Source organism: Streptomyces coelicoflavus (assembly GCF_003112555.1).
GTDB lineage: Bacteria > Actinomycetota > Actinomycetes > Streptomycetales > Streptomycetaceae > Streptomyces > Streptomyces coelicoflavus.
Genome location: NZ_BEWB01000003.1, coordinates 663,135 through 675,138, shown reverse-complemented (window position 1 = coordinate 675,138; position 12,004 = coordinate 663,135). Strand labels below are relative to the sequence as shown.

At 73.5% G+C, this 12,004-nt stretch carries 11 protein-coding genes; 9 read left to right on the top strand and 2 right to left on the bottom strand.

Annotation, left to right across the window (positions count from 1 at the left end):
* Window positions 1-6: 6 nt before the first annotated feature.
* On the top strand, window positions 7-504 hold the full coding sequence (locus Sco07f_RS08105; RefSeq protein ID WP_108987370.1) for a hypothetical protein: 498 nt from the start codon (window positions 7-9) through the stop codon (window positions 502-504).
* A 44-nt stretch (window positions 505-548) separates the two neighbouring features.
* Here Sco07f_RS08105 and Sco07f_RS08100 read toward each other — a convergent pair whose 3' ends face one another.
* A complete protein-coding gene (locus Sco07f_RS08100; RefSeq protein ID WP_108987369.1) occupies window positions 549-1,712 on the bottom strand; it encodes a DUF2786 domain-containing protein in 1,164 nt (387 codons plus the stop codon).
* Between the two features lie 91 nt (window positions 1,713-1,803).
* On the opposite strand from Sco07f_RS08100, the gene Sco07f_RS08095 reads away from it, so the two are divergent.
* The 8 genes from Sco07f_RS08095 to Sco07f_RS08060 all read left to right on the top strand — a co-directional run bounded on the left by Sco07f_RS08095 (window position 1,804) and on the right by Sco07f_RS08060 (window position 11,164).
* The gene (locus Sco07f_RS08095) at window positions 1,804-2,565 is read left to right on the top strand and encodes a Clp protease N-terminal domain-containing protein (protein ID WP_087790052.1); all 762 of its coding nucleotides are present in this window, start codon (window positions 1,804-1,806) and stop codon (window positions 2,563-2,565) included.
* A 238-nt stretch (window positions 2,566-2,803) separates the two neighbouring features.
* Window positions 2,804-4,495: a bifunctional 3'-5' exonuclease/DNA polymerase gene (locus Sco07f_RS08090; protein WP_108987368.1), complete on the top strand. Its 1,692-nt coding sequence runs from the start codon at window positions 2,804-2,806 to the stop codon at window positions 4,493-4,495.
* A 117-nt stretch (window positions 4,496-4,612) separates the two neighbouring features.
* Window positions 4,613-5,467 (top strand): formyltetrahydrofolate deformylase, encoded by an 855-nt coding sequence (gene purU, locus Sco07f_RS08085; protein WP_007451937.1) that lies wholly within the window; start codon window positions 4,613-4,615, stop codon window positions 5,465-5,467.
* Between the two features lie 114 nt (window positions 5,468-5,581).
* Window positions 5,582-6,619, top strand: coding sequence for a glycosyltransferase family 2 protein (locus Sco07f_RS08080; protein WP_108987367.1), 1,038 nt, complete (start codon window positions 5,582-5,584; stop codon window positions 6,617-6,619).
* Window positions 6,620-6,689: 70 nt separating this feature from the next.
* Window positions 6,690-7,757 (top strand): glucose-1-phosphate thymidylyltransferase, encoded by a 1,068-nt coding sequence (locus tag Sco07f_RS08075; protein ID WP_007451935.1) that lies wholly within the window; start codon window positions 6,690-6,692, stop codon window positions 7,755-7,757.
* Window positions 7,754-8,728 (top strand): dTDP-glucose 4,6-dehydratase, encoded by a 975-nt coding sequence (gene rfbB, locus Sco07f_RS08070; RefSeq protein WP_007451933.1) that lies wholly within the window; start codon window positions 7,754-7,756, stop codon window positions 8,726-8,728. The genes Sco07f_RS08075 and rfbB overlap by 4 nt, the downstream gene beginning before the upstream one ends.
* A 179-nt stretch (window positions 8,729-8,907) precedes the next feature.
* The gene (locus tag Sco07f_RS08065) at window positions 8,908-9,126 is read left to right on the top strand and encodes an MbtH family protein (protein ID WP_007451931.1); all 219 of its coding nucleotides are present in this window, start codon (window positions 8,908-8,910) and stop codon (window positions 9,124-9,126) included.
* Between the two features lie 244 nt (window positions 9,127-9,370).
* Window positions 9,371-11,164: an AfsR/SARP family transcriptional regulator gene (locus Sco07f_RS08060; protein ID WP_108987366.1), complete on the top strand. Its 1,794-nt coding sequence runs from the start codon at window positions 9,371-9,373 to the stop codon at window positions 11,162-11,164.
* 27 nt (window positions 11,165-11,191) lie between these two features.
* Here Sco07f_RS08060 and Sco07f_RS08055 read toward each other — a convergent pair whose 3' ends face one another.
* Window positions 11,192-11,980: a 4'-phosphopantetheinyl transferase family protein gene (locus Sco07f_RS08055; RefSeq protein WP_108987365.1), complete on the bottom strand. Its 789-nt coding sequence runs from the start codon at window positions 11,978-11,980 to the stop codon at window positions 11,192-11,194.
* Between the last annotated feature and the right edge of the window lie 24 nt (window positions 11,981-12,004).

Below are 12,004 nucleotides of genomic sequence, written 5' to 3'. Positions count from 1 at the left end.
CGCCCCGTGCGGGCCGCGGCCGCGGCCGTCGCACTGGTGGGCGCGCTGGCGCTGACCGCCTGCACCGACGGCGGCTCCGACGACGGTTCCGACGGCGGGGGTGACGAGGCGTCGGCGGCGCCCAGCGCCTCGACGAGCGCGGAGACCGGCGGTTCCGGCGGCTCCGGCGGCGGGGCGCCGTCCGCCGACGAGGGCCTGGAGGGCAGCTGGCTGGCCACCGCCGACGGCCAGGCCGTCGCCCTGATGGTCAACGGTGGCAAGGCCGCCCTCTTCGCCACCGGCGGGACCGTGTGCAGCGGCACCGCCGGGGAGGCCTCCGGCACCCGGACCATCCGTCTGAAGTGCACCGCGGGAGGTGACGACCGGTCGACCGGCACGGTCGAGTCGGTCGACGCCACCTCGCTCAGGGTGACGTGGGAGGGCGGTGTCGGCGAGGAGACGTACACCCGGTCCGAAGGCGGTTCGCTGCCGCCCGGACTGCCGACCGAGGGCCTCGGCTCCTGAACGGGGTCCTTCTCCGGTGAACGGGGCTCGCGTCCGGGGGCGGGCTACCGCCCCGGCCGCAACGGCCGCCGGCCTTCGACCCGGGCGTCGTCGGCCGCACGGGTGCCCTCCGTCCAGCCCGCCGCGTCCGAGACACCGCGCAGGCGGGTCGTGGTCGTCTCCGGGAACAGCCGCTCCAGCCGCTCGGTGACCGCCACCTCGCGGGAGGCGAGCACCGGCAGGAGGTCCGCGTCCGCCGCCGCACCGGTGGCCGCGGATTCGGCGGTGGCCGCCTCGGCCGCGGCCCGGAGCCTGGTGCCCGCGCGGTGGGCGTAGGCGGCGAGGAACGACTGCCGGAAGGTCTTGGTGCGCTTGCGTCCGCCGGCCCGCTGCCCGGCCTCCGCCTTCGCCATCGCGGCCTCGGCCTGCACCAGCAGGGAGGTGTAGAGGAGTTCGACCGCGTCCAGGTCGGCCTCGAAACCGACGACCGTGGAGAAACCGAAGGCCTCGTTCCACACGGCCCGGCAGTGGTTGGCGTCGGCCACCGCGTCCAGCAGCACCGCCCTGGCCTGCTCGTAGGGCGGCTCCACCCCGATCCGGCACGCGCCCGGGGTGTCGGGCGAGGAGGCGAGCCCCTGCGCCTGCGCGGCCAGCAGCGCCTCGTCGACGCTGTGCCGGGCCATCAGCTCCTGCGCCTTGGCGCTCAGCGCCTCCGCCTCCTCGGGATACCCGGTCGCCTCCGCCTTGGCGAGCAGCGCGCGGATGCGGGCGAGGGCGCGCGACTCGGGCCGGGCCTCGCGACGTGCCGCGCCCGGCGCTTCGTCCAGCGGTTCGAGCGCGGGCAGCCGCAGCAGCAGGCGGTACAGCTCGAGTACGGCGGTGGCGTGCGAGAAGCGGTCGGCGGGGGACGGCGCCCGGTCGGTCACGGCGTCGAGCTGTGCGGCCCAGCGGGGTCCGCGCGGGCGGTCGTCCGCGGCCTGGGCGCGGATCAGTGCCGCCGCCAGCCGTACGTGCACGTCGCCCAGTTCGCGCCGCACGATGCGCACCAGGTCGGCGGGCTGCCAGCCGCGCCGCCAGGCCGTGGCCACGAACTCCTCGCCGCGCCGGGCCAGTTCCGCGTCCGCCGCCGGGTCGGCCGCGAGCAGCGAGGCCGCCGTGTCGAGGGCGTCGTCGGCGGTGTCGTACAGGGCGGTCTCGAAGGCACGGTCGACGGTGCGGGGCGTACTCACCCGGTGATGGTGCCACGAGTGCCGATGAGTCCCCCTTTTCCGGTGTCAACCTTCGGTTGACAGTAAGGGGGGCGCAACCTACGGTTGACACATGACGACCGACCCGAGCATCACGTCATCCGTACGCCTCGACGAACTCATCACCGCCATCAAGAAGGTGCACCAGGAACCCCTGGCACAGCTCCAGGACGCCGTCATCGCGGGCGAGCACCTCGGTGAGGTGGCCGACCACCTCATCGGTCACTTCGTGGACCAGGCCCGGCGTTCGGGCGCGTCCTGGACGGACATCGGCAAGAGCATGGGCGTCACCCGGCAGGCGGCGCAGAAGCGCTTCGTGCCCAAGGAGTCCGCCGACCTGGACGCGAGCCAGGGCTTCAGCCGTTACACGACCCGCGCGCGCGAAGCCGTGATGGCCGCCCACAACGCGGCCAAGACCGCGGGCAACACCGAGGGACTGCCCGAGCACCTGGTCCTGGGCCTGCTCACGCAGAACGAGAGCCTGTCCGCCAAGGCGATCGCCGCGCAGGGCGTCACCTTCGACGCGGTCCGCGAGGCGGCACTCGCCGCCCTCCCGCCCGCCGCCTCCGAGGTCCCGGAGCTGGTGCCCTACGGCCCCGCCGCCAAGAAGGTCCTCGAACTCACCTTCCGCGAGGCCCTGCGCCTCGGTCACAACTACATCGGCACCGAGCACATCCTGCTGGCCCTGCTGGAGCACGAGGACGGCGAGGGCGTGCTCAGCGGGCTCGGCCTCGGCAAGGAGGCCACCGAGGGCTACGTCACGGAGGCGCTGGCGCAGTTCATCAAGGTGACCGAGAACGGCGGGGAGGGCGGGCCGGAGGACGGGGAAGGCTGAGACCCGCCGCCGGGTCGACAGGGCGACGCGGGCCGAGGCCACCACCACCAGGCCGGCAAGGCAAGGAGGGCCTAGGCCACCACCGCCAAGCCGGCAGGGCGCCGCGGACCGAGGCCACCACCGCCAAGCCGGCTGGGCGGCGCGGGCCGAGGCCCGCTCCCGCGCTGCCGGCAAGGCGACGCGGACCGGGGCCCGCCGTCGCGGGGCCGATGTCAGACCCGCCTGCGAGACTCGCGGCATGGCCGAGAGGTGGGCGCTCGCGGTGGCCGAGGGCGGTGGCGTGGACATCGCGCCCCTCGGCCACGACGGGCTGCCCGCCGGACCGGTGCGGCGGGAGCCCGACCTCGCCGGGGCCGTGCGGAGCAGGCCGGACGTCGCCCGCTGGGTGTGGCGGTCCACCGCCGAGATCGCGCCGCACCTGCTCGCCGCGGGGGTGCGGGTGGAGCGGTGCTACGACGTGGAGGCCGCCGAGACCCTCCTGCTCGGCCACGAGGGGCGGTACGGGGAGCCGCACTCGGCCGCGGCCGCCCTGGCCCGGCTGCGCGGCGGCCCCGTGCCGCCCGACCCGCCGCAGCGCTCCGCCGAGCCCGGCGCCCAGTCCCCGCTCTTCGAGCCCCAGGCCGTCCACCTCCCCCTCCCCGACCTGCTCACCGTCTACGCCGAGCAGCAGCACCGGCACGACCGCTCGGCACACCCCGACCGGATGCGGCTGCTGACGGCGGCCGAGTCGGCGGGGATGCTGGTGGCCGCCGAGATGAACCGCGCGGGACTGCCCTGGCGGGCCGACGTGCACCGCGAGGTGCTGCACGACCTGCTGGGCGAGCGGTATGCGGGCGGGGGCGAGCCGCGCCGCCTGGCCGAGCTGACGGACGAGGTGTCCGCCGCCTTCGGCCGCCGGGTGCGGCCCGACCTGCCCGCGGACGTGGTCAAGGCGTTCGGGCAGGCGGGCGTGAAGGTCGGCTCCACCCGCCGCTGGGAGCTGGAGGCGCTGGACCACCCGGCGGTGAAGCCGCTGATCGAGTACAAGAAGCTGTACCGGATCTGGGTGGCCCACGGCTGGTCCTGGCTCCAGGACTGGGTGCGCGACGGACGGTTCCGCCCCGAGCTCCTGGCCGGCGGCACCGTCACCGGCCGCTGGGTCACCAACGGCGGGGGCGGGCTCCAGATCCCCAAGGTGATCCGCCGCGCCGTCGTCGCCGACCCGGGCTGGCGGCTGGTCGTCGCCGACGCCGACCAGATGGAGCCGCGCGTCCTGGCGGCGATCTCCCGCGACCCCGGTCTGATGGAGGTGGCCGGCCGGGAGACCGACCTCTACCAGTCGGTCTCCGACCACGCCTTCTCCGGCGACCGCGCCCAGGCCAAGCTCGCCGTGCTCGGTGCGGTCTACGGCCAGACCTCCGGCGACGGCCTGAAGAACCTGGCCGCGCTCAGACGCCGTTTCCCCCGCGCGGTGGCCTACGTCGACGACGCGGCCCGCGCCGGCGAGGAGGGCCGGCTGGTGCGCACCTGGCTGGGCCGCACCTGCCCGCCCGCGGCCGGCGCGGCCGACGGCGCCGAGGAGGCGGGCCTGCCGCAGGACGACCCCTCCGACGCCGCGGGCCGCCCGCAGGAGTGGGTGCCGGGCTACGCGTCCACCAACCCCCGTGCGCGCGGCCGCTTCGCCCGCAACTTCGTCGTCCAGGGCAGCGCCGCCGACTGGGCCCTGCTCCTGCTCGCCGCGCTGCGCCGGACCTGCGCGGACATGGCGGCCGAGCTGGTCTTCTTCCAGCACGACGAGGTGATCGTGCACTGTCCCGAGGAGGAGGCCGGCACCGTCGTCGCGGCGATCCGGGACGCGGCGGAGCTGGCGGGACGGCTGACGTTCGGGCCCACGCCGGTGCGGTTCCCGTTCACCACCGCGGTGGTCGAGTGCTACGCGGAGGCGAAGTGAGGGACGGACCCCGCACCTGCTCCCCGCCCGCCCCGGCGCACGTATGAAAAAAATGGACACCACCGCTTGGGTGGCCTCGCCTCATCACGCGACGGCCCCCACGTATCGGAGACGCCCATGCCCGCCGAGCAGTACGTCCTCACGCTCTCCTGCCCCGAGGGGCAGGGCATCGTGCACGCCGTGTCCAGCTACCTGTTCATGACGGGATGCAACATCGAGGACAGCCAGCAGTTCAGCGACCACGACACGGAGCGGTTCTTCATGCGGGTCGCGTTCAGCGCCGAGCCGCCCGTGTCGGTGGACAAGCTGCGAGCCAGCTTCGGCGCCGTCGGCGACTCGTTCCGAATGGACTGGCAGATCCACGGGGCGAAGGAGCGCATGCGGGTCGTGCTGATGGTCAGCAAGTTCGGGCACTGCCTGAACGACCTGCTGTTCCGCTCGAGCACCGGCGCGCTGCCGGTGGACATCGCCGCCGTCGTCTCCAACCACCCGGACCTCGGCGGCCTCGTCGCCGCGCACGGGATCCCCTTCCACCACATCCCGGTGACGAAGGACACCAAAGCCCTCGCGGAGCAGCAGGTGCTCGACCTGGTCGAGGCGGAAGAGGTCGAACTGGTGGTGCTGGCCCGCTACATGCAGATCCTCTCGGACCACTTCTGCAAACGGCTCAGCGACCGGATCATCAACATCCACCACTCCTTCCTGCCGAGCTTCAAGGGCGCCAAGCCCTACCACCAGGCGCACGCCCGCGGGGTGAAGCTGATCGGCGCCACCGCGCACTACGTGACCGGCGACCTCGACGAGGGGCCGATCATCGAGCAGGAGGTCCGCCGGGTCAGTCACGCGGTCACCCCGGAGCAGCTGGTGGCCATCGGGCGCGACGTGGAGGCCCAGGCGCTGGCCAGGGCCGTCGAGTGGCACAGCGCGCGGCGTGTCCTGCCCAACGGGCACCGCACCGTCGTCTTCGCCTGACGGCGCCACCGCGCCCGGCCGCCCGGCGCCCTGCGTATAGGCGCCGTGTAGGCAGGGCTCCGAAGGTACCGGGGACGGCACGACGGCCGTCTTGAGGAGTCTGCGAGGAAGCCCTTGAGCACGGCAGCGATAGATGTGATCTGTCCGGCCTGGAACCGGTCCGAGGCCATCCGCACGACCATCGACAGTGTGCTCGCCCAGACCTTCGAGGACTGGCGCCTGATCGTGGTGTCCGACGGCTGCACCGACGACACCGACGACGTGGTGCTCTCCTACGAGGACGAGCGCGTCCAGCTGATCCGCACGCAGCGGCACGGCCACCCCGGCGGCCCCCGCAACATCGGCCTGGCCGCGTCCACGGCACCGGCCATCGCCTACCTCGACTACGACGACGAGTGGCTCCCCGACCACCTGGCCGTGCTTCAGCGCGAGTTCGACGCCGGGGCGCGCCTGGTGGCGACGGCGAGCATCGGCATGAACGAGCAGGGCGGGGAGGAGTACCGCTCGCACCCGCTCAACGGCCTGTGGCACCCGCAGCTGCAACTCCTGTGGCCGCTGTACGAGCCGTCCCGCGTCGGCCACGTGCGCGGACTGCCCGAGAGCGTCGGGGGCTGGACCACCGACCACATCGGGATGGAGGACTGGGACCTGTGGCTGCGGCTCGCCGACGCCGGTGAGCGCTTCACCACGGTGCTGGACCGTACCGTCCGGATGCTGCTGCGCGACACCTCGCGGCGGCGCACCATGACCGTCAGCCACCGCCTCACCCTGGGCTCACTGCCCGACGAGGCGGCCTGCACCAAGCTCACCGAGGCGATCGGGACGCCGGCGGTGCAGGACGAACTGCGGGCGTGCTTCGCCGACGAGATGCTGCGCTTCTACCGCGCGATCACCGACGCCGGCGAGCTGGTGACACCGCGCGGCATGAGCACCGACGAGGCCCTGACCGGCCTGGAGAAGTTCGTCACCGACCCCACCGTGCCCATGCTGCGCGAACTCGCGTACGTGGCCGAGGAGGGCGGCTACGCGGTCGTCCACCCCCTTCAGTGCAGCAGCGACCGGCACGCCGAGCGGCTCCGGGAGTTCCTGCGCCGCCACGACGCCGGCCGGCACGCGATCGTGCGCCGGCTCATCGAGGCCGTCGGCGCCTGACGGCATGCGGCCCGGCCCCGAACCGATGCACCGCTCCCGAGCGACTCGACAGCAAGGTAGGGAAAGCTCCATGAAAGCTTTGGTCCTGGCCGGCGGCGCGGGCACCCGGCTGCGTCCGATCACGCACACCTCGGCCAAGCAGCTGGTGCCGGTGGCCAACAAGCCGGTGCTCTTCTACGGTCTGGAGGCGATCGCCGAGGCCGACATCGTCGAGGTGGGGATCATCGTCGGCGACACGGCCGAGGAGATCCGCGAAGCGGTGGGCGACGGTGCCCGGTTCGGGCTGAAGGTCACCTACATTCCGCAGGCGTCCCCGCTCGGCCTCGCCCACGCGGTGCGCATCGCCGAGGAGTTCCTCGGCGACGACGACTTCGTGATGTATCTCGGCGACAACTTCGTCGTCGGCGGGATCACGGGGCTGGTCGACGCCTTCCGCACCGAGCGGCCCGACGCCCAGATCCTGCTCACCCGGGTCGCCGACCCCACCGCCTTCGGCGTCGCGGAGCTCGACGAGCGCGGCCGGGTCGTCGGCCTGGAGGAGAAGCCCCTGCGGCCCAAGAGCGATCTGGCGCTGGTCGGGATCTATCTCTTCACCCCGGCGATACACCAGGCGGTGCGCTCCATCGAACCGTCCTGGCGGGGAGAACTGGAGATCACCGACGCCATCCAGTGGCTGATCGACGGGGACCGGACGGTACGGTCCACCGCGATCTCCGGCTACTGGAAGGACACCGGGAACACGGCCGACATGCTGGAGGTCAACCGCTCGGTCCTCGACACCCTGGAACCGGCGGTCCACGGCCGGGTCGACGCGTGCTCGGAACTCATCGGGCGGGTCGTGATCGAGGAGGGCGCCGAGGTCAGCGGCAGCCGGATCGTCGGTCCCGTGGTGATCGGCGAGGACACGGTGGTGCGCGACGCCTACATCGGCCCGTACACGTCGGTGTCCGCCAACTGCCGCATAGAGCAGAGCGAGATCGAGTACTCCATCGTCCTGCGCGGTTCCTCCGTCCGCGGTGTCCGCCGCATCGAGGCCTCCCTCATCGGCCGCGACGTCGAGGTGACACCGGCCCCCCGCGTCCCCTCCGCCCACCGGCTCGTGCTCGGTGATCACAGTAAGGTGCAGATCTCGTCATGAGCAGCAGAATCCTCGTCACCGGCGGCGCCGGCTTCATCGGCTCCCACTACGTGCGCACCCTGCTCGGTCCGGACGGCCCGGGAGACGTCCGCGTCACCGTGCTCGACCTGCTCACCTACGCCGGCAATCCGGCCAACCTCGACGAGGTCCGCGACCACCCCGGCTTCGCGTTCGTCGAGGGCGACATCTGCGACGCCGGCCTCGTCGCCGGGCTGATGGCCGAGCACGACGAGGTGGTGCACTTCGCGGCCGAGTCGCACGTCGACCGGTCGATCGAGGGCGGCGCCGCGTTCGTGCGGACCAACGTGCTCGGCACGCACACCTTGGTGGAGGCCGCCCATCGGGCGGGCGGCCGCCGGTTCGTGCACGTCTCCACGGACGAGGTCTACGGCTCGATCGACTCCGGCTCCTGGCCGGAGACCCACCCGCTGTCCCCCAACTCGCCCTACTCCGCGGCCAAGGCCTCCAGCGACCTGCTCGCCCTGGCCTACCACCGCACCCACGGCCTGGACGTCCGGGTCACCCGCTGCTCCAACAACTACGGTCACCACCACTACCCCGAGAAGCTCATCCCGCTGTTCGTGACGAATCTCCTGGACGGCAGGAAGGTCCCGCTGTACGGGGACGGCGGCAACGTGCGCGACTGGCTGCACATCGACGACCACGTGCAGGGCATCGAACTCGTCCGCACCCGGGGCCGGGCCGGCGAGGTCTACAACATCGGCGGCGGCACCGAGCTGTCCAACAAGGAGCTCACCGGCCTGCTCCTCGACGCCTGCGGCGCCGACTGGGAGGGCAGCGTCGAGTACGTGGCCGACCGCAAGGGCCACGACCGGCGGTACGCGGTGGACTGCGCCAAGATCCGCCGGGAACTCGGTTACGCGCCCCGCAAGGACTTCCGTGAGGGCCTCGCCGAGACCGTGCGGTGGTACCGGGACAACCGTGCCTGGTGGGAGCCGCTGGCCCGGTAGCCGCCCCACCGCTCCGCAGCGTTGCGCAACGCCCTTCGCCGTCCGGCGGAGGGCCTCTTCGCGTGCCCGGACGGCAGGTGCCACGGCACCGGCCGGCCTATACGGGCGGGCGCAGGATTCGTATAGGGCGGGCCCCGAAGGTATTACGGACCGCAGTTGCCGACGTATGAGGTGGAACCGTGGCGAATCCGTTCGAGAACGACGAGGCGTCGTACTTCGTGCTCGTCAACGATGAGGGACAGCACTCGCTGTGGCCGGCGTTCGCCGAGGTCCCGGAGGGCTGGCAGCGGGTGCACGGCGAGGACACGCGCGCCGCCTGCCTGGAGTACGTGGAGCGGAACTGGACCGACATGCGTCCGCTCAGCCTGGTGCGGGCCATGGCCGGCACGGCCTCCTGACCCGGCCGCCCCGTGGGGGGCCGCGACGTCAGCCGGCGTCGCGGCCCCCCACGCGCACGTCGGGCCCGGCCGCCCCCACGTGCTCCTCGGGCCGGGCCCGCCCAACGATTCGCGGTGCCGGCAGCACACGGCCCGTGGCTCGCAAGGAGCTGTCAGTGCAGCCTCCTGACAGGTCCGGAGCCCTCCCAACCGGCCACGACACTCACAGACTGGTTGGCGGAAAGGCGTCGAACCAGGGGGTGTCATGGAGTTCCGAGTGCTCGGTCCGGTGGAAGTCCGCAGAGACGGCGAATCCATCGTTCTGTCAGGAACCAAGGTCAAGACGGTGCTCGCCGCTCTCCTGTTGGCCAGGGGGCGGGTCGTCTCCGACGCGCAACTGAGCCGGCTGCTGTGGGGCTGGAACCCGCCGGTCACCGTGAGCGCGCAGATCTACACCTACATCTCGCGGCTGCGGATGCGTCTGGGCGACGGCGTGCGGATCGCGCGCCAGCTGCCGGGCTACGCGCTCGACGCCGGAGACGCCCGGATCGACTTCCTGGAGTTCGAACGGCTCAGCCGGCTCGGCACCGAGGCGCAGGAGGCGGGCGACGTGGAGCGGGCCGGCGCGCTCCTCCGGGACGCGCTGGAGCTGTGGCGGGGCCCCGCCCTGTCGAACGTCACGGAGTTCCTGGCCGACACCGAGCTGCCCCGCCTGGAGGAAGCCCGCGCCGTGACCCTGGAGAACCGCATCGAGGCGGACCTGGAGCTGGGCCGGCACCGCGGGCTGATCCCCGAACTGACGTCCCTGGTGTCCGAGTTCCCGGTCCGGGAGCGGATGCGGGCGCAGCTCATGAAGGCGCTCTACCAGTGCGGGCGGCAGGCCGACGCGCTCACCGCGTACCACGCGGGCCGCCGGGTGCTCGCGGACGAACTGGGCGTCGATCCGGGCGCCGAGCTGGCCTCCGTGTACCAGGCCGTGCTGACCGGTGACCCGGCCGTCGCCCCGCCGGCCCGTGCCGCGGTGGCGCGCACGGCCCCGCCCAGCACCCTGCCCGCGGACGTCCCGGAGTTCACCGGCCGCCGGGCCGAGCTGGCCGAGCTGGGCCGGCTGCTCCCGCCCTCCGGGGGCCGCTCGTGGCACACCCGCCGGTTCCTGGTGGCGGGCATGCCGGGCATCGGCAAGACCGCTCTCGCCGTACGGGCGGCCAACGAATCCCTCGACGCCTTCCCCGACGGCCGGCTGTACGTGAACCTGAGCCGCCCGGACGGCCGGCCGGCCGACCCGCGCGACCTCCTGGTCGGGATGCTGCGCTCCCTCGGGGAGCCGATGGGCACCGGCGAGTCGGACCTCGACGAGCTGGTCAGGCTGTACCGGACCCGCACCACCGGGCGGCGCATCCTCATCCTGCTGGACAACGCGGTCAGCGAACTCCAGCTCTCCCCGCTGCTGCCCGGGGCGCCCGAGCCCGGCGTGCTGATCACCAGCCAGACGCTGCTCGGGCCGATCGGCGGCCTGCACACCCGGGTCCTGGGGCCGCTCAGCACGCAGGAGAGCCTCCGGATGCTGACGGCCTCCGCGGACCCGGCGCGCGTGGCCGCGGAGCCGCAGGCCGCGCTGGACATCGCCCGGTACTGCGCGGGACTGCCGCTGGCCGTGCGGATCGTCGCGACGCGGCTCGCGGCCCGGCCGAGCTCCTCCCTGCGGCGGTTCGCGGACCGCCTCGCCCAGCCGCACGGCCGGCTGCGGGAGCTGGAGGCGCGCGGCCTGTCCGTGCCGCGCAGCCTGGAAGCGGCGTTGGGCCGCCTGGACGGCGACCAGCGCAGGCTGCTCCTGCTGCTGCCCCGGCTCGGCCGGGAGGAGTTCTCGGTACGGTCGGCGGCCCGGTCGCTCGGGCTCGGGGCGGCGCCCCTGGAGGCGGCGCTGGAATCCCTGGTGGACCAGGGTCTGCTGGGCTTCTCGGACGAGCGCGACGAACCGGTCTACCGGCTCAACAGCCTGGTGCGGCTGGTCGCGGAGACCAGCCGCTACGCACGGGAGGTCGAGCGGTCCGCGGCCTGAGCGGCACCGCGCCGGCCGGCGGGGGCGTCACGGGCGCGGCACCGGCCCGCCGTCCGGCACGGGCACCACGGCCGTGCCGGGCCCGGCCGGACCGACCAGCAGGACCGGGCCGTGCGCCTCGGGTTCTCCGGCCAGCGCACCGTACCGGTCGGGGCCCAGTGGCAGGTCGCGCACCAGCCACACCTGGGGGCCGCGGGGCTCGGCGTGCCGCACCGACACGGGCGCGGACGCGTGGGGGCGTACGTCCACGGCCCGCAGGTCGGCCACGACACCCACGCCGCTCGCCTTGACCACGGCCTCCTTGCGGGTCCAGGCCCGGTAGTACGCGGCGGTGCGCGCCGCCTCGTCCGGCAGGCTCCTGAGATGACGCAGTTCGGACGGTGACATGACGGCGGCCGCGGTCGTCCAGAGGTCGGCGACCGGCCGTGCGGTCTCCAGGTCCACCCCCACCGGCCCCCGCGCGGACACCGCGAGCAGCCAGTGCGGCCCGGAGCGCGACAGGTTGAAGTCGAGGTCCGTGCCGGGAACCACCAGTCGGGGCCTGCCGTGCGCCGGGTCCGGGCAGCGCGGGCAGGGCATGCGGCCCATGCGCAGTTCGCCGGGGTCGGCGTCGAGGTAGCCCGCGAGGATGCGCCGGACCTCGGCGTGCACCTTCGCGTAGCGCGTGCCGACCGGCGCGGGCCGGCGGGCCGCGACGGCCCGCTCGTCGGGCGACAGCAGGGCGAGGACCACGGGATCGTAGTGATCGGTCACCTTGCCCTGCCACACGTGGACGGCATCCGTCTCGTGCAGGGTCCGGTACGAGGCTCCGTGCATGAACAGGCTCCTGGCGGGTGGGGA

What these genes read in the sequence shown, in the direction of transcription:
- Sco07f_RS08095 (WP_087790052.1), top strand. Translation starts at nt 1,804, where the DNA reads ATGACGACCGACCCGAGCATCACGTCATCCGTACGCCTCGACGAACTC.
- Sco07f_RS08090 (WP_108987368.1), top strand. Translation starts at nt 2,804, where the DNA reads ATGGCCGAGAGGTGGGCGCTCGCGGTGGCCGAGGGCGGTGGCGTGGAC.
- purU (WP_007451937.1), top strand. Translation starts at nt 4,613, where the DNA reads ATGCCCGCCGAGCAGTACGTCCTCACGCTCTCCTGCCCCGAGGGGCAG.
- Sco07f_RS08075 (WP_007451935.1), top strand. Translation starts at nt 6,690, where the DNA reads ATGAAAGCTTTGGTCCTGGCCGGCGGCGCGGGCACCCGGCTGCGTCCG.
- rfbB (WP_007451933.1), top strand. Translation starts at nt 7,754, where the DNA reads ATGAGCAGCAGAATCCTCGTCACCGGCGGCGCCGGCTTCATCGGCTCC.
- Sco07f_RS08060 (WP_108987366.1), top strand. Translation starts at nt 9,371, where the DNA reads ATGGAGTTCCGAGTGCTCGGTCCGGTGGAAGTCCGCAGAGACGGCGAA.
- Sco07f_RS08055 (WP_108987365.1), bottom strand. Translation starts at nt 11,980, where the DNA reads ATGCACGGAGCCTCGTACCGGACCCTGCACGAGACGGATGCCGTCCAC.